Consider the following 15,282-nt stretch of genomic DNA (forward strand, 5'->3'; position numbering starts at 1 on the left):
AATTAAGCCTGATTAAGCTGGCGTTGTGCGTCTACCACCGCTTGGTACAAGGCTTCGCTGCTGGCTGCTTGGCGCAGGTTGTTACGCACGTCGCTGCGGTCGAGCATGCTGGCGATCTGGCGCAGCAGTTCAAGATGGGCGTCGGTGGCTTCTTGTGGGACGAGCAGAACGAACAACAGATCGACTGGCATGCCGTCGATGGCGTCAAAATCCACCGCGGCATCCAAGCGCAGAACCGCACTGATCGGTGCGGTGCAGCCGGGGAGGCGGCAGTGGGGGATGGCAATACCATTGCCGAAACCGGTGGAGCCGAGTTTTTCCCGTGCGATCAGGCTTTCAAAGATGTCTTGGCCATCAAGGTCGGGCAGCTCACGGGCGACCAAGTTGGCAATCTGTTCGAGCACACGTTTTTTGCTGCCACCCGCCACGCCAACAAGGGCGCGGCCGGGGGTCAGGATGGATTCGAGTCGGATCATAGGAGAGAGACGATCTCAGCGAGCCACTAAGCCTTGCTGGCGATCGAGCTGTTTTTCCTTGTGTTTAATAAGTTGTCGGTCGAGTTTGTCGGCGAGTAAATCGATTGCGGCATACATGTCTTCGTGCTCGGCATTGGCCACTACTTCAGCCCCGGCCACACGCAAAGTGGCTTCGATTTTCTGTTTGAGTTTCTCAACCTCCAAGATGACTTGCACGTTGGTGATTTTGTCGAAGTGGCGTTCTAATCGACCGAGTTTTTCGGTGATGTAGTCGCGTAGCGCGTCGGTCACTACCAGCTGGTGCCCACTGATGTTGACTTGCATACCGCTTTCTCCTTATTGCCAGGTGTGAGAAGCAGGCCTTAGGCCTGCTGCCGAAACACTTTGGCTGGTCCCTAAAGAGGGGCCGGCCGGGGTCAGGGTGGAGGCTCTTGGCATCAGTATGGCTACTTTACGACGACCTGGGCAGGTTCTCGCGTGTTATCTGTCTCTAGCTATTAAATGTCGCCTTAAATCAACCGCTTACGCTCGCTGGAAGGCGCTATACCGAGGGACTCACGGTACTTAGCCACTGTACGGCGGGCGACTTGAATGCCCTGTTCTTCCAGTAGACCAGCGATCTTGCTGTCACTCAATGGCTTTTTACTGTTTTCCGCCGCGACCAGTTTTTTGATGATGGCGCGGATTGCCGTCGACGAACACTCACCGCCTTCGGAGGTGCTGACGTGGCTGGAGAAGAAGTACTTAAGTTCATAAATACCCCGTGGGGTATGCATAAACTTCTGTGTGGTCACCCGCGAAATAGTCGACTCGTGCATGCCCACGGCTTCGGCGATGTCATGTAGCACCAGAGGCTTCATGGCTTCGTCGCCGTAATCGAGGAAACCGCGCTGATGCTCGACGATCTGCGTGGCCACCTTCATCAGGGTTTCGTTGCGGCTTTGCAGGCTTTTGATAAACCAACGCGCTTCTTGCAGTTGGTTGCGCATAAAGGTGTTATCGGCGCTGGAGTCGGCACGTTTGACGAAGCCGGCGTACTGCGCATTGACCCGCAGGCGCGGCATGGCGTCCTGGTTCAGCTCCACCAGCCAGCGTTCGTTGTGTTTACGCACAATGACGTCGGGCACCACGTATTCCGGCTCGCTCGACTCGATTTGCGAGCCTGGGCGCGGATTGAGGCTTTGAATCAGCTCGATGACCACGCGCAGCTCGTCTTCTTTGAGCTTCATGCGGCGCATCAGTTGGCTGTAGTCGCGGCTGCCGAGCAGATCGAGGTAGTTGCTCACCAAACGCTGGGCGTCGGCCAGCCATGGGGTGTTTGCTGGCAACTGGCGCAGTTGCAGAAGCAAGCATTCGCCTAAGTTGCGCGCGGCAATCCCGGCGGGCTCAAATTGTTGAATACGGCGCAGCACCGCTTCGATTTCATCGAGCTCGATATCCAGCTCGGGATCGAAAGCTTCTAAGACCTCTTCAAGGGTTTCCTCGAGGTAGCCCTGCTCGTTGATGCAGTCGATCAGGGTTACGGCAATCAGCCGGTCTTTATCCGACATTGGCGCCAGATTGAGCTGCCAGAGCAAATGGCTTTGCAGGCTTTCGCCGGTGGAAGTGCGGGTGGTGAAGTCCCACTCGTCGTCATCGCTGGCGCTGCTGGGCAGGCTGCTGGCGCTGGTTTGGTAGATGTCTTCCCACGCGGTGTCGACCGGCAGCTCGTTAGGGATGCGCTCGTTCCAATCGCCTTCTTCCAGATTGTCCACAGTCTGGTTGGGTTCTTGGTAGCTGCTCTCCTGGAACGAGGCGTCAGTCTGTTCGCTATTGCTCGCCGTCTCCGCCCCATCGGCCATAGGGTCCGAATTGTCGAAGTCGTCGCCATCTTCCTGGCGTTCGAGCATTGGGTTGGACTCCAAGGCCTCCTGAATCTCTTGTTGCAGATCCAGGGTCGACAGTTGGAGGAGGCGAATGGCTTGTTGCAGCTGCGGCGTCATCGTCAGCTGCTGGCCCATCTTCAGGACTAGCGATGGTTTCATTGCAGACCTTATTTACCGGCGTCTGTGCGCAATCCACTACAGGGCGCTAGGATAAAAACGCCACTAGGAAGCAAATTATATGCCTGACTTTAAGGGTTTTGCCTAGCTCTGCCTGAACGAAGCTTAATAAAAGCTGCGTTTACAGGCGGAACTCGTGCCCGAGGTAAACTTCTTTAACCGTCTGGTTGGCCAAGATGGCGGCAGAGTCGCCTTCGGCAATCAGTTGGCCGTCGCTGACAATGTAGGCTGTCTCGCAAATATCCAAGGTTTCACGCACGTTGTGATCGGTGATCAATACGCCGATGCCTTTGCTTTTCAGGTGCTGGATGATTTGCTTGATATCGCCCACCGAAATTGGGTCCACCCCGGCGAAAGGTTCGTCGAGCAGGATGAATTTCGGGTTGGTGGCCAGGGCGCGAGCAATTTCCACGCGGCGCCGTTCACCACCGGACAAGCTCATGCCGAGGCTGTCGCGGATATGGCTGATGTGGAATTCCTGCAGCAGGTCTTCCAGAGCCTGGCGGCGGCCAGCGGCGTCGAGGTCTTTACGGGTCTCGAGGATCGCCATGATGTTGTCGGCAACGCTGAGCTTACGGAAGATCGACGCCTCCTGTGGCAGGTAGCCAATGCCGGCGCGCGCGCGGCCGTGCATAGGCTGGTAGCTGACGTCGAGGTCATCGATCATCACCCGGCCTTGGTCAGCCTGGACCAAGCCGACAATCATGTAAAAGCAGGTGGTTTTACCGGCGCCGTTAGGGCCCAGTAGGCCGACGATCTGCCCGCTTTCGATATTCAGGCTAACGTCGCGCACGACTTGGCGGCCCTTGTAGGCTTTGGCCAGGTGTTGGGCTTTCAATGTGGCCATTATTACTGCGCCTGCTGGGGAGCTGGTTTGTTCTTCGGTTGGATCACCATGTCGATGCGCGGACGTGGCGCAGAGACATTGGTGCCGGTGGCACGGCCAGCGTTAACGATCTGGCGCTTGGTGTCATAGACGATTTTCTCGCCTTCGAAGGTGTTGCCTTCTTGGATGACTTTAGCCTGGTCGATCAGTATCACGCGCTCGTTGGTGGTGAAGTACTGAATAGTCAGGCCATAAGCTTTAACCAAGTCCTTTTCAGGGGATGGGCGCTGCTCGAAATAGGCTGGGCGGCCGACAGAGGTGAAGACTTCCACTTCACCTTGGGCGTTTTGCGTGATGGTCACGGTATCGCCAGTCACTTTCATGCTGCCCTGGGTGATGATCACGCCGCCACGATAGACGGCCACGCCTTTTTTATCGTCCAGTTCAGCGCTGTCAGCTTGGATGCGGATGGGCTGGCTGCTGTCGGTCGGCAAGGCCCAAGCGTGGAAACTAGAGAGTGCAGCACCGAGGCTGAATAATAGGGGGAGGGTGTTAACGAGCCTCATGCTGACCTCTTACGTTGGACAGCAGGAGCATCCGGCTGTCATTCAAGTACGCTTTCATGCCCACCGCAGTGGTCACCCCTTCGGCCGTGTCGATCTTTACGGCTTGCTGCGTCTGCGCGTAGTCCTTATCGGGGAATACGGTCAGACGGCTGGTGGTGAGCTCGGTGGGATTACCCTTAGCGTCAGCGCGCTTAATGCTGACTTGGTCGATCAACTCGACCTCGGTGCCGCCGGGTGAGACCTCAGCGCGTAGGCTGCGAATCTTCCAGGGGCTTTCTTTGCCGCGATACATATCCATGTCCGGTGCGGTCACCAATGTGACATCACTGGCCTTCAGGTGTTCGACTTTGCTGGCGTTCAGCTCATAATTGAGCTTACCGTCCTCTTGAAACTCGATGGTGTAGGTGTTCTCGGCATAGAAGTCGATCAGGCTGGCAGCGTTATCTTGCGCTGGCGCCTCATCGAAACTGCTTGGCCGTAAATTCCAGTAGCCCAGTGCAATCAGCAGGGCAACAGCCAGGGTAAGCAGGATGCTTTGGGTCAATTTACGCGGCATGGGTGACCTATAAGTACGCAGCTTGCGCGGCCGTCAGGGTGCCCTGGGCCTGCATGATCAATTCACAGAACTCCCGTGCAGCGCCTTCGCCACCCCGTGCTCGGGTGATGCCATGGGCATGCTGACGGACAAAACTGTCAGCGCTGGCTACTGCCATACCCAAGCCTACGCGGCGAATAACCGGAAGATCGGGTAGATCATCGCCCAGATAGGCGACTTCTGCATAGCTTAGGCCAAGTTCAGCGAGTAGTTCATCAAGTACCACCAGCTTATCTTCGCGACCTTGATACAGATGCTGAATGCCCAGGTTTTGCGCGCGTCGTTCTACCACAGGGGTTTTGCGCCCGGTGATGATGGCGGTACGCACACCGGAGTTGATCAGCATCTTGATGCCGTGGCCGTCCAGGGTGTTGAAGGTCTTGAACTCACTGCCATCAACCAAAAAGTACAGCTTGCCGTCGGTCAATACGCCGTCGACGTCGAATACCGCCAGTTTCACGGCTTTAGCGCGTTGCAGAAGATCATCCAGCATTACATCACTCCAGCACGCAGCAGGTCGCCTAAGTTAAAGGCGCCAATTGGCTTGTTGTGTTCATCGACCACGGGTAGCGAGTTGATTTTGTGGTCTTCCATGATTTTCACCGCTTCGGCGGCGAGCATCTCCGCACGGGCAACCTTGCCACCTGCGGTCATTACTTCATCGATACTGGCCTGGCGCACGTCGATGTTGCGATCCAAGGCGCGGCGCAAGTCGCCGTCGGTGAAGATCCCGGCCAAACGGCCATCATCGTCCACTACCACGGTCATGCCTAAGCCTTTTTCGGTCATCTCCAGCAATGCCTCGCGCAGCGATGTGCCGCGGTGGACGCAGGGCAGCGCGTCGCCGCTATGCATCACGTTGGCCACTTTCAGCAGCAGCCGGCGGCCCAGGGCACCGCCTGGGTGCGAGAAAGCGAAGTCTTCGGCGGTAAAGCCGCGGGCCTCCAGCAGGGCGATGGCCAGCGCGTCACCGAGTACTAACGACACGGTGGTTGAGGAGGTGGGTGCCAGATTGAGCGGGCAGGCCTCTTGGCTGACGCTGGCGTCCAGATTGACCTCGGCGGCTTGGGCCAGGGGCGATTCCGGGTTGCCGGTAATGCTGATCAGGGTGATGCCCAGGCGTTTGATCAGCGGCAGCAGGGTCACGATCTCGGCGGTGGAGCCGGAGTTAGACAGGGCCAGCACGACGTCATCGCGGGTAATCATGCCCATGTCGCCATGACTGGCTTCCGCCGGATGGACAAAGAAAGAGGTGGTGCCAGTGCTGGCCAGGGTGGCTGCAATTTTGTGGCCGATATGACCCGATTTGCCCATGCCCACCACGACAATACGGCCTTTACTGGCCAGAATCAGGTCGCAAGCGCGGGTGAAGTCAGCATTAATGCGCGGCAAAAGTTCGTTGATAGCCTCCGCTTCCAGGCGGATGGTGCGCTGCGCAGACTTGATCAGATCACTAGGTTGGCTCATTTAAACTCTGTGGCGGACTGGCTAAAAGTTATCGATTATAACGGTAAAGGTGTGACTGCCCAGTTTTTCTACAACCCCATGCGTGTTGATGGCTCTTTAGAGTCGCTATACGCGGTGTTCAGCTGAAGTTCAGCTTTGGCTGCTTATGGTGCCAGTGCTATAGTCAGCGGCTATTTTCGGTAGTGCGACGGAGGCTGAAGTTCTTTGATGCAGATAAAAGTCGTCAGCCATGCAGTTGTGAGCAAGGAGTTTAAATGAGCGCCGAGAACCCGTATGCCGTCGAGCTTAAAGGCCTGAGTTTTAAGCGTGGCGAGCGGGATATTTTCAATAACGTCGACATTCGCATTCCGCGTGGCAAGGTCACCGGGATCATGGGGCCGTCTGGCTGCGGTAAAACCACCTTGTTGCGCTTGATCGCCGCTGAGCTTAAGCCCAGCCAGGGGGAAGTTTGGGTCAATGGCTTGGACTTGCCCAAACTGTCGCGCAGCGATCTGTTTGATATGCGCAAGCAGATGGGCGTGCTGTTTCAAAGCGGTGCGTTGTTTACCGACTTGGATGTGTTTGAGAACGTAGCCTTTCCGCTACGGGTGCACACCAAATTGCCGGAAGAGATGATCCGCGACATCGTCCTGATGAAGCTGCAAGCCGTAGGTTTGCGCGGGGCGGTAGAGCTGATGCCGGATGAACTGTCGGGTGGCATGAAGCGCCGGGTGGCCTTGGCGCGGGCGATTGCCCTCGATCCGCAAATCCTCATGTATGACGAACCCTTCGTCGGTCAGGACCCGATCGCCATGGGCGTGCTGGTGCGCCTGATTCGCCTGCTGAATGACGCCTTGGGTATCACCAGCATTGTGGTGTCCCATGACCTGGCGGAAACCGCCAGCATTGCTGATTACATCTATGTGGTGGGTGATAGCCAGGTGCTGGGGCAGGGAACTCCGGATGAGTTGATGGGCTCGGATAACCCGCGCATCCGGCAATTTATGCAGGGTTCGCCGGATGGTCCGGTGCCATTTCACTATCCTGCACGTAGCTATCGTGAAGATCTTCTGGGAGGGCGCTGATGCGCAAGACATCTGTGCTTGAGCGGGTGGGTCTGTTTGGTCGGGCGGGAATTGATGTACTGGTGAGCTTAGGCCGTTCCGGCCTGTTTTTGCTGCGTGCGCTGTTTGGCCGTGGCAGCAGTGGCAATGGCTTTCAGTTACTGGTCAAGCAACTGCACTCGGTGGGTGTTATGTCGCTGGCCATCATTGTGGTCTCGGGCGTGTTTATCGGCATGGTGTTGGCGCTGCAAGGCTTCAGCATTTTGCAGAAATACGGCTCCGAGCAAGCCGTCGGGCAGATGGTGGCGTTGACCCTGTTACGCGAGCTGGGTCCGGTGGTGACGGCGTTGCTGTTTGCGGGGCGCGCAGGCTCTGCGTTAACCGCTGAAATCGGCAACATGAAGTCCACCGAGCAGTTGTCGAGTCTGTCGATGATCGGTGTCGATCCGCTTAAATATATTGTCGCTCCCCGTTTATGGGCTGGATTTATCTCCATGCCGCTGCTGGCCATGATCTTTTGCGTGGTCGGCATTTGGGGCGGGGCGATGGTGGCGGTGGACTGGCTGGGTGTTTATGACGGCTCGTTCTGGGCCAACATGCAGAGCAGTGTGTCGTTTCGCGATGATGTGCTGAACGGCGTGATCAAAAGTATGGTCTTCGCCTTTGTGGTGACCTGGATTGCCGTGTTCCAAGGTTATGACTGTGAGCCGACTTCAGAAGGTATCAGTCGCGCCACTACTAAAACCGTTGTATATGCCTCGCTAGCCGTATTGGGGTTGGACTTTATTCTGACCGCGTTGATGTTTGGAGATTTCTGATGCAGAACCGCACGCTGGAAGTGGGTGTCGGCTTGTTCCTGTTGGCCGGGTTGTTGGCCTTGTTATTGTTAGCCCTGCGCGTCAGTGGCTTAACCGTGGGCAATAACGACAGTAGCTATAAGGTCTATGCCAACTTCGACAATATCGCCGGGCTGACCGTGCGCTCCAAGGTGACCATGGCCGGGGTCACCATTGGTAAGGTCACTGCCATTGATCTGGATCGTGATAGCTACACTGGGCGCGTCACTATGCTGTTGGACAACGACGTGAATAATTTGCCCGTGGACTCCACGGCATCAATCCTGACCGCCGGCTTGCTGGGTGAAAAATATATCGGCATCAGTGTTGGCGGTGACGATGAAGTGCTCAAGGAAGGCGGCACCATACATGACACCCAGTCATCATTGGTGCTGGAAGACTTGATTGGTAAGTTTTTGCTGAATTCGGTCAATAAAGACCAAGCCGATAAGTAAGGGTTTTGAACATGTTGAACTTTATCCGTAGTGGTCTTCTGGCTGGTTTGGCGCTGCTGAGTTTCTCAGCGCTGGCGGCGCCGACTGCCCATGACGTGGTGCAGCAGACAACCGATACCCTTTTGTCCGACCTGAAAGCCAATAAAGAGCTGTATCGTCATGATCCGGGCGCTTTTTACACCGCACTGAACAACATCCTGGGCCCGGTGGTGGATGTCGACGGCATCTCCCGTGGCGTGATGACCGTACGTTACTCGCGGCAAGCGACGCCTGCGCAGATGCAGCGTTTTGAAGAGAATTTCAAACGCAGCCTGATGCAGTTCTATGGCAACGCCTTGCTTGAGTACAACAACCAAGACATCCGCGTATTGCCAGTGACTGGCCAGCAAGATCCGCAGCGCACCTCGGTGAACATGGAAATCAAGGACGGCAACGGCACGATCTATCCGCTGTCCTACACCATGGTTAACGAAACGGGTGCTTGGCGCATGCGTAACGTGGTGATTAATGGCATTAACATCGGCAAGCTGTTCCGCGATCAGTTTGCGCAGTCCATGCAGAATCACCACAACAACCTCGACCAGGTGATCGACACTTGGGCCGAAACAGTCGCTAAGGCCCGCCAAGGGGCTAACGGATCGTGAGTCAGGCTAGCATTCAGGAAACCACTCCCGGTCAGTTACAGCTGGCGGGAGTGCTGGACTACCTCAGTGGCCCGGCCTTGCGTGAGCAGGGCGGCAAGCTGCTTAAAGCCAGTCAAGCCCAAGCTTTTGTCCTTGATTGCAGCGGCGTGGTGAAGTCCAGCAGCGTCGGCATCGCCTTGCTCCTGGCCTTTATGCGCGACGCCCAAGCAGCGGGTAAGAGTCTCAGTCTGCGCGATCTGCCCAAGGATATGCGGGAGATCGCCGGAGTCAGCGGCTTGCTGGAAATTCTGCCGCTGAGCAGCTAATTACCGGCCAGTTGGACGCAACGTGGTAATCCAAAATTCGCAGGCGCTAGGCTTTTTTTGTATGATGCTCGGCCCACGAGCGTCTGCTCGGCTGTCGTTATTCCATGCATTGATCGAGGTTGAGCATGCAGGCCTTAGAAGTAAAGAGTCTCCTTGAGGCTAAGTTGCCTAACACCCAGATTGAAGTTGAAGGAGAAGGCTGCAACTTCCAATTGAATCTGATTAGCGATGAGTTGGCGGCCTTGAGCCCGGTTAAACGTCAGCAGCAGATTTACGCCCACCTCAACGCCTGGATTGCCGATGGCAGTATCCACGCCGTGAGCATGAAATTCTTTAGCCGTGCCGATTGGGCCGCGCGCTCCTAAACCGAGAGAATCATGGACAAACTGATTATTACCGGCGGTGTGCGCCTCGATGGCGAAATCCGCATTTCCGGGGCGAAGAACTCTGCCCTGCCGATTCTCGCTGCGACCTTGCTCGGCGACGCGCCGGTCACCATTTGCAACCTGCCGCACCTGCACGACATCACCACCATGATCGAGCTGTTCGGGCGCATGGGTATTGAGCCTGTGATCGACGAAAAGCTCAGCGTTGAGGTGGATGCGCGAGCGATCAAAACCTTGGTCGCGCCTTACGAGCTGGTGAAAACCATGCGCGCCTCGATTCTGGTGCTGGGGCCAATGGTGGCTCGCTTCGGCCAGGCTGAAGTGGCTCTGCCAGGCGGTTGCGCCATTGGTTCGCGTCCGGTCGACCTGCACATCCGTGGCCTTGAGGCCATGGGCGCGATCATCGACGTGGAAGGCGGCTACATCAAAGCCCGCGCGCCAGAAGGTGGCCTGCGTGGCGCTAAATTCTTCTTCGATACCGTCAGCGTGACCGGTACCGAAAACATCATGATGGCGGCCACCCTGGCTAAAGGCCGCAGCGTGCTGGAAAACGCCGCGCGTGAGCCTGAAGTCGTGGATCTGGCCAACTGCCTGATCGCCATGGGCGCCAAAATCAGCGGTGCCGGCACCGACACCATCACCATTGATGGCGTCGAGCGCTTAGGCGGCGCGCGCTTCAGTGTGATGCCTGACCGTATTGAAACCGGCACCTACTTGGTGGCGGCTGCCGCTACCGGCGGCCGGGTTAAGGTAAAAGACACCGACCCAACGACGCTCGAAGCCGTGTTGTCGAAGCTGCAAGAGGCCGGCGCTGAGATCACCTGTGGGGACAACTGGATCGAGCTGGACATGCATGGCAAGCGGCCGAAAGCCGTCAACCTGCGTACCGCCCCGTACCCGGCGTTCCCCACGGACATGCAGGCGCAATTCATTGCCCTCAACGCCATTGCCGAAGGCACTGGCACCGTGATCGAAACCGTGTTTGAAAACCGCTTTATGCACGTGCACGAAATGCTGCGCATGGGCGCCAAAATCGAAGTCGACGGCAACACCGCCATCGTTACCGGGGTTGAGCAGCTCAAGGGCGCGCCAGTGATGGCCACCGACCTGCGTGCTTCGGCAAGCCTAGTGATCTCCGCACTGGTGGCAGACTCCGACACCCTGATCGACCGCATCTACCACATCGACCGTGGTTACGAGTGCATCGAAGAAAAACTGCAGTTGCTGGGTGCGAAGATTCGCCGAGTGCCGGGTTAAGACCATGCTGACTATTGCTCTGTCCAAAGGTCGCATCCTCGATGACACCCTGCCACTGCTGGCGGCGGCAGGCATCGAGCCGACCGAGAATCCGGATAAAAGCCGCAAGCTGATTATCCCCACCACTTTGGATGACGTTCGTCTGCTGATCGTGCGCGCCACCGACGTGCCAACCTATGTGGAGCATGGCGCCGCCGATTTGGGCGTGGCCGGCAAAGACGTGCTGATGGAATACGGCGGCCAAGGCCTGTATGAGCCACTGGATCTGCGCATTGCCCGCTGCAAGCTGATGACCGCAGGCGCAGTGGGTGTGCCTGAGCCGAAGGGCCGTCTGCGGGTGGCGACCAAGTTCGTCAACGTGGCCAAGCGTTACTACGCCGAGCAAGGCCGTCAGGTCGATATCATCAAGCTGTACGGCTCCATGGAGCTGGCACCCTTGGTGGGTCTGGCGGACAAGATCATCGACGTGGTCGATACCGGCAACACTCTGCGTGCCAACGGTTTGGAAGCGCAAGAACTGATCGCCCAGGTCAGCTCGCGACTGGTGGTGAACAAGGCTTCGATGAAGATGCAGCACGCACGGATTCAGGCGTTGATTGAAACCCTGCGCGTCGCTGTCGAAGAGCGACATCCACACTGACAGTCCAACTTGCCTAGCGGCTGCTGGCGGTGAAACCACCGTGCTTGAGCCGCTGCATCCCCGGCAAGTGATATAGCGCGGCAATCCGCCGCGTTCGCCTATCCGTCTCATAGCCAATTTTCTCGGGCGTCCATACGGAGGGCTTGGTAGCCTAGCGACGCCCGAGTATTCGCCCAACCATAATGAGGCCTGCTATGACCGCTGCAATCGCTATCCGCCGTCTCAATGCCGCTGACCAGGACTTTGCCCAGCATCTGGATCATCTGCTGAGCTGGGAAAGTGTGTCGGACGATGCAGTCAATCATCGCGTCTTAGAAATCATCCAGGCCGTACGTGAGCGTGGCGACGCCGCATTGGTGGAGTACACGCAAAAGTTCGACGGCCTTGAAGTCAGCGCCATGGCGGATCTGATTCTGCCGCGCGAGCGTCTGCAACTGGCCCTGAGCCGTATCAGCCCCGAGCAGCGCGAGGCCTTGGAAGTGGCCGCGCAGCGCGTGCGCCAGTACCACGAACATCAGCGTCAGGATTCCTGGAGCTACACCGAAGCCGACGGCACCGTGCTCGGGCAGAAAGTCACCCCGCTGGATCGCGCTGGCCTGTATGTGCCAGGCGGCAAGGCCACCTATCCATCGTCGGTGCTGATGAACGCTATCCCGGCGAAAGTCGCCGGTGTGCCGGAAGTGGTGATGGTGGTACCGACCCCGCGTGGCGAAATTAACGAAATGGTGTTGGCTGCGGCCTGCATTGCCGGGGTTGACCGGGTGTTCACCATCGGTGGCGCGCAAGCCGTCGCGGCTTTGGCCTATGGCACTGAAAGTGTGCCACCAGTGGATAAAATCGTCGGCCCGGGCAATATCTATGTGGCCACGGCTAAGCGTCACGTGTTCGGTAAAGTGGGCATCGACATGATCGCCGGGCCTTCGGAGATCCTCGTGGTCTGCGATGGCAAGACCGATCCGGACTGGATCGCCATGGATCTGTTCAGCCAGGCCGAGCACGACGAAGACGCGCAGTCGATTCTGGTCAGCCCCGATGCCGAGTTCCTTGATCGTGTCGCCGCCAGTATCGCCAAACTGCTGCCGACGCTGGAGCGCGAGAGCATTGCCCGCACTTCCATAGAAGGTCGCGGCGCGCTGATTCTGGTTAAAGACATGCAGCAGGCCATCGAAGTGGCTAACCGCATTGCGCCGGAACACTTGGAGTTGTCGGTCGAGAACCCCGAGCAGTATCTGCCGGAGATTCGCCACGCCGGTGCGATCTTTATGGGCCGTTACACCGCCGAGGCGTTGGGCGACTACTGTGCTGGGCCGAACCACGTGCTGCCGACTTCCGGCACGGCGCGTTATTCCTCGCCGTTGGGGGTGTATGACTTCCAGAAGCGTTCGTCGATCATCCACTGCTCGGCGCAAGGCGCCTCCGAGCTGGGCAAGATCGCCAGCGTGCTGGCTCGCGGTGAGTCGCTGACCGCCCACGCCCGCAGTGCTGAATACCGTATCAAAGACTGATCGCCGCTGGGTTCGCGTTCACCACGCGAGCCCGCGCCCACAGACCCATTTGAGGAGAGAAGGGCAGATGAGCAAATTCTGGAGCCCCTTCGTAAAAGACCTGGTGCCTTACGTGCCGGGTGAGCAACCCAAGCTGACTAAGCTGGTTAAGCTCAATACCAATGAGAACCCCTACGGCCCATCGCCTAAGGCCATCGCCGCGATGCAGGCTGAGCTGAACGACGACCTGCGGCTGTATCCCGACCCGAATAGCGACCGCCTTAAGCAGGCCGTGGCTGAGTATTACGGGGTGCAGAGCAATCAGGTGTTTGTCGGTAACGGTTCTGATGAAGTGCTGGCCCATGCCTTCCACGGTCTGTTTCAACAGGACAAGCCGCTGCTGTTTCCCGATATCAGCTACAGCTTTTATCCGGTGTATTGCGGCCTGTATGGCATTGCGCATGAAACCATTGCCCTGGATGAGCAGTTCCAGATCCGTGTGGAAGATTATGCGCGGCCCAATGGCGGGATTATCTTCCCTAACCCTAACGCCCCGACTGGTTGCCTGCTGACGCTTGCGGCGATTGAGCGTTTGCTGACGGCCAATGCGGATAGCGTGGTGCTGGTCGACGAAGCCTATATCGACTTCGGTGGCGAGTCGGCGATTGCGTTGGTGAATAAGTATCCGAACCTTCTGGTCAGCCAGACGCTGTCCAAGTCGCGTTCGTTGGCGGGGCTGCGTGTCGGTATCGCGGTAGGGCATGCCGATCTGATCGAGGCGCTGGAGCGGGTGAAGAACAGCTTCAACTCCTATCCATTGGATCGCATGGCGATTGCCGGTGCGGCTGCGGCCTTTGCCGATAAAGAGTACTTCGCGCACACCTGCCAGCAGGTAATCAGTAGCCGTGAGCAGACTGTCGCGGGTTTGCAGCAGTTGGGCTTTACGGTGTTGCCGTCAGCGGCGAACTTCGTCTTTGCCAGCCATCCGCAAAAGGACGCGGCGACTTTGGCCGCGGGCCTGCGTGAGCAGGGGGTGATCGTGCGTCACTTCAAGCAAGCACGCATTGCTCAGTACCTGCGTATCAGCATCGGTACGCCGGAGCAGAACCAAGCCCTACTGGATGCCTTAAGCACCCTGTAAGGTTTAGCTAGAACCAGGCTTGCCGCGTTTTTCCAGCTCGCGACAAGCCTGGGTGTTGCTCAGAGTGCTGGGTAGTCTGTATAGCCTTGTGGGCCAGAACCGTAGAAGGTTTCTGGACGCGGCGGATTAAGCGCCGCATCTTTGAGCAGACGTGCCGGCAGATCCGGGTTGGCAATAAACGGCACACCAAAGGCCACGGCATCAGCTTTACCGCTGTCGATCCAGGCGCTGGCCAGTGCCTTATCGAAGCCTTCGTTGGCGATTACCACACCACCAAAGATTTTCTTCAGGCTAGGCAGCAGGCTGTCATCGGCTGCCCGCTCGCGCGCGCAGATAAAGGCGATGCCGCGCTTGCCCAGCTCGCGGGCGACATAGCTAAAGGTTTCGCTCAGGTTGCTGTCGCCCATGTCGTGTACGTCGGCGCGTGGCGACAGGTGCATACCAACCCGGCCGGCGCCCCATACGCTAATGACTGCGTCAGTGACTTCCAGCAGCAGGCGCGCACGGTTTTCCAGGCTGCCACCATAGTTGTCGGTACGCAGGTTGGTGCTGCTTTGCAGGAACTGATCGAGCAGATAACCATTGGCGCCGTGGATTTCCACGCCATCAAAACCCGCCGCTTTGGCGTTTTCCGCGCCTTGGCGATAGCTCTCGATGATCTCGGCGATTTCTTCGCTTTCCAGGGCGCGTGGGGTCACGTAGCCCTTCTCTGGACGAACCAGGCTGACAGTGCCGGCTGGACGAATAGCGCTAGGTGCCACCGGCAGTTCGCCGTTGAGGTAGACCGGGTCAGAGATACGCCCGACGTGCCACAGTTGCAGGAAGATTTTGCCGCCCGCGCCGTGCACCGCCTTGGTCACGTTGCTCCAGCCGCGCACTTGGGCGTCGCTCCAGATCCCGGGGGTGTCTGGGTAGCCTACGGCCAGTGGGCTGATCGAAGTGGCTTCGCTGATGATCAAGCCGGCGCTTGCGCGCTGGGCGTAATACTCAGCATTCAGTGGGCCTGGTACGCGACCGGCTTCAGCGCGGGTGCGGGTCAGGGGCGCCATGATGATGCGGTTATTCAGCGTGAGTTCGCCGAGTTGCAGTGGATTAAACAAACTACTCATGGGTGTTTCC

At 57.8% G+C, this 15,282-nt stretch carries 19 protein-coding genes; 10 read left to right on the top strand and 9 right to left on the bottom strand.

The genetic code is table 11. From position 1 onward, the window contains the following. Positions 1-2: 2 nt before the first annotated feature. From ptsN to NTD81_RS00715, 8 genes are all read right to left on the bottom strand, one after another. Positions 3-476 carry a PTS IIA-like nitrogen regulatory protein PtsN gene (gene ptsN, locus NTD81_RS00680; RefSeq protein WP_262178354.1) on the bottom strand — a complete coding sequence of 158 codons (474 nt, stop codon included), beginning with the start codon at positions 474-476 and terminating at the stop codon, positions 3-5. 15 nt (positions 477-491) lie between these two features. After that, on the bottom strand, positions 492-800 hold the full coding sequence (hpf, locus tag NTD81_RS00685) for a ribosome hibernation-promoting factor, HPF/YfiA family (RefSeq protein WP_262178356.1): 309 nt from the start codon (positions 798-800) through the stop codon (positions 492-494). A 185-nt stretch (positions 801-985) separates the two neighbouring features. Beyond that, positions 986-2,500, bottom strand: coding sequence for an RNA polymerase factor sigma-54 (locus NTD81_RS00690; protein ID WP_262178358.1), 1,515 nt, complete (start codon positions 2,498-2,500; stop codon positions 986-988). A 139-nt stretch (positions 2,501-2,639) separates the two neighbouring features. Beyond that, positions 2,640-3,365 carry an LPS export ABC transporter ATP-binding protein gene (gene lptB / locus NTD81_RS00695; protein ID WP_262178361.1) on the bottom strand — a complete coding sequence of 242 codons (726 nt, stop codon included), beginning with the start codon at positions 3,363-3,365 and terminating at the stop codon, positions 2,640-2,642. Between the two features lie 2 nt (positions 3,366-3,367). Beyond that, positions 3,368-3,910, bottom strand: a complete 543-nt coding sequence (gene lptA, locus NTD81_RS00700; protein ID WP_262178364.1) for a lipopolysaccharide transport periplasmic protein LptA — start codon at positions 3,908-3,910, stop codon at positions 3,368-3,370. Beyond that, positions 3,897-4,466 (bottom strand): LPS export ABC transporter periplasmic protein LptC, encoded by a 570-nt coding sequence (gene lptC / locus NTD81_RS00705; RefSeq protein ID WP_262178365.1) that lies wholly within the window; start codon positions 4,464-4,466, stop codon positions 3,897-3,899. The genes lptA and lptC overlap by 14 nt, the downstream gene beginning before the upstream one ends. A 7-nt stretch (positions 4,467-4,473) precedes the next feature. Next, the gene (locus NTD81_RS00710) at positions 4,474-4,998 is read right to left on the bottom strand and encodes a KdsC family phosphatase (protein ID WP_262178367.1); all 525 of its coding nucleotides are present in this window, start codon (positions 4,996-4,998) and stop codon (positions 4,474-4,476) included. Continuing rightward, positions 4,998-5,972 (bottom strand): KpsF/GutQ family sugar-phosphate isomerase, encoded by a 975-nt coding sequence (locus NTD81_RS00715; RefSeq protein WP_262178369.1) that lies wholly within the window; start codon positions 5,970-5,972, stop codon positions 4,998-5,000. The genes NTD81_RS00710 and NTD81_RS00715 overlap by 1 nt, the downstream gene beginning before the upstream one ends. Before the next feature lie 254 nt (positions 5,973-6,226). Between NTD81_RS00715 and NTD81_RS00720 the strand changes: the two genes are divergently transcribed. The 10 genes from NTD81_RS00720 (at position 6,227) to hisC (ending at position 14,163) form a co-directional block, all read left to right on the top strand. Then, on the top strand, positions 6,227-7,036 hold the full coding sequence (locus tag NTD81_RS00720) for an ABC transporter ATP-binding protein (protein WP_262178372.1): 810 nt from the start codon (positions 6,227-6,229) through the stop codon (positions 7,034-7,036). Beyond that, the gene (gene mlaE / locus NTD81_RS00725) at positions 7,036-7,833 is read left to right on the top strand and encodes a lipid asymmetry maintenance ABC transporter permease subunit MlaE (RefSeq protein WP_262178374.1); all 798 of its coding nucleotides are present in this window, start codon (positions 7,036-7,038) and stop codon (positions 7,831-7,833) included. Before NTD81_RS00720 ends, mlaE begins: the two co-directional genes overlap by 1 nt. Beyond that, the gene (gene mlaD, locus NTD81_RS00730) at positions 7,833-8,306 is read left to right on the top strand and encodes an outer membrane lipid asymmetry maintenance protein MlaD (protein WP_262178376.1); all 474 of its coding nucleotides are present in this window, start codon (positions 7,833-7,835) and stop codon (positions 8,304-8,306) included. The genes mlaE and mlaD overlap by 1 nt, the downstream gene beginning before the upstream one ends. A gap of 11 nt (positions 8,307-8,317) precedes the next feature. Next, positions 8,318-8,950, top strand: a complete 633-nt coding sequence (locus NTD81_RS00735; protein ID WP_262178378.1) for a phospholipid-binding protein MlaC — start codon at positions 8,318-8,320, stop codon at positions 8,948-8,950. Continuing rightward, the gene (locus NTD81_RS00740; protein WP_262178381.1) at positions 8,947-9,255 is read left to right on the top strand and encodes a lipid asymmetry maintenance protein MlaB; all 309 of its coding nucleotides are present in this window, start codon (positions 8,947-8,949) and stop codon (positions 9,253-9,255) included. Before NTD81_RS00735 ends, NTD81_RS00740 begins: the two co-directional genes overlap by 4 nt. 125 nt (positions 9,256-9,380) lie before the next feature. Further along, on the top strand, positions 9,381-9,620 hold the full coding sequence (locus tag NTD81_RS00745; RefSeq protein WP_262178383.1) for a BolA family protein: 240 nt from the start codon (positions 9,381-9,383) through the stop codon (positions 9,618-9,620). Positions 9,621-9,632: 12 nt separating this feature from the next. Next, positions 9,633-10,898, top strand: coding sequence for a UDP-N-acetylglucosamine 1-carboxyvinyltransferase (gene murA, locus NTD81_RS00750; protein ID WP_262178385.1), 1,266 nt, complete (start codon positions 9,633-9,635; stop codon positions 10,896-10,898). A gap of 4 nt (positions 10,899-10,902) precedes the next feature. Further along, positions 10,903-11,538, top strand: coding sequence for an ATP phosphoribosyltransferase (gene hisG, locus NTD81_RS00755; protein WP_262178387.1), 636 nt, complete (start codon positions 10,903-10,905; stop codon positions 11,536-11,538). A 194-nt stretch (positions 11,539-11,732) separates the two neighbouring features. Continuing rightward, positions 11,733-13,043, top strand: coding sequence for a histidinol dehydrogenase (hisD, locus tag NTD81_RS00760; RefSeq protein WP_262178389.1), 1,311 nt, complete (start codon positions 11,733-11,735; stop codon positions 13,041-13,043). A 67-nt stretch (positions 13,044-13,110) separates the two neighbouring features. Then, positions 13,111-14,163, top strand: a complete 1,053-nt coding sequence (gene hisC, locus NTD81_RS00765) for a histidinol-phosphate transaminase (RefSeq protein WP_262178391.1) — start codon at positions 13,111-13,113, stop codon at positions 14,161-14,163. 59 nt (positions 14,164-14,222) lie between these two features. Here hisC and NTD81_RS00770 read toward each other — a convergent pair whose 3' ends face one another. Next, on the bottom strand, positions 14,223-15,272 hold the full coding sequence (locus NTD81_RS00770) for an alkene reductase (RefSeq protein ID WP_262178393.1): 1,050 nt from the start codon (positions 15,270-15,272) through the stop codon (positions 14,223-14,225). Between the last annotated feature and the right edge of the window lie 10 nt (positions 15,273-15,282).

The sequence above is a fragment of the Pseudomonas sp. 5P_3.1_Bac2 genome (genome assembly GCF_025465995.1).
Taxonomy (GTDB): domain Bacteria; phylum Pseudomonadota; class Gammaproteobacteria; order Pseudomonadales; family Pseudomonadaceae; genus Aquipseudomonas.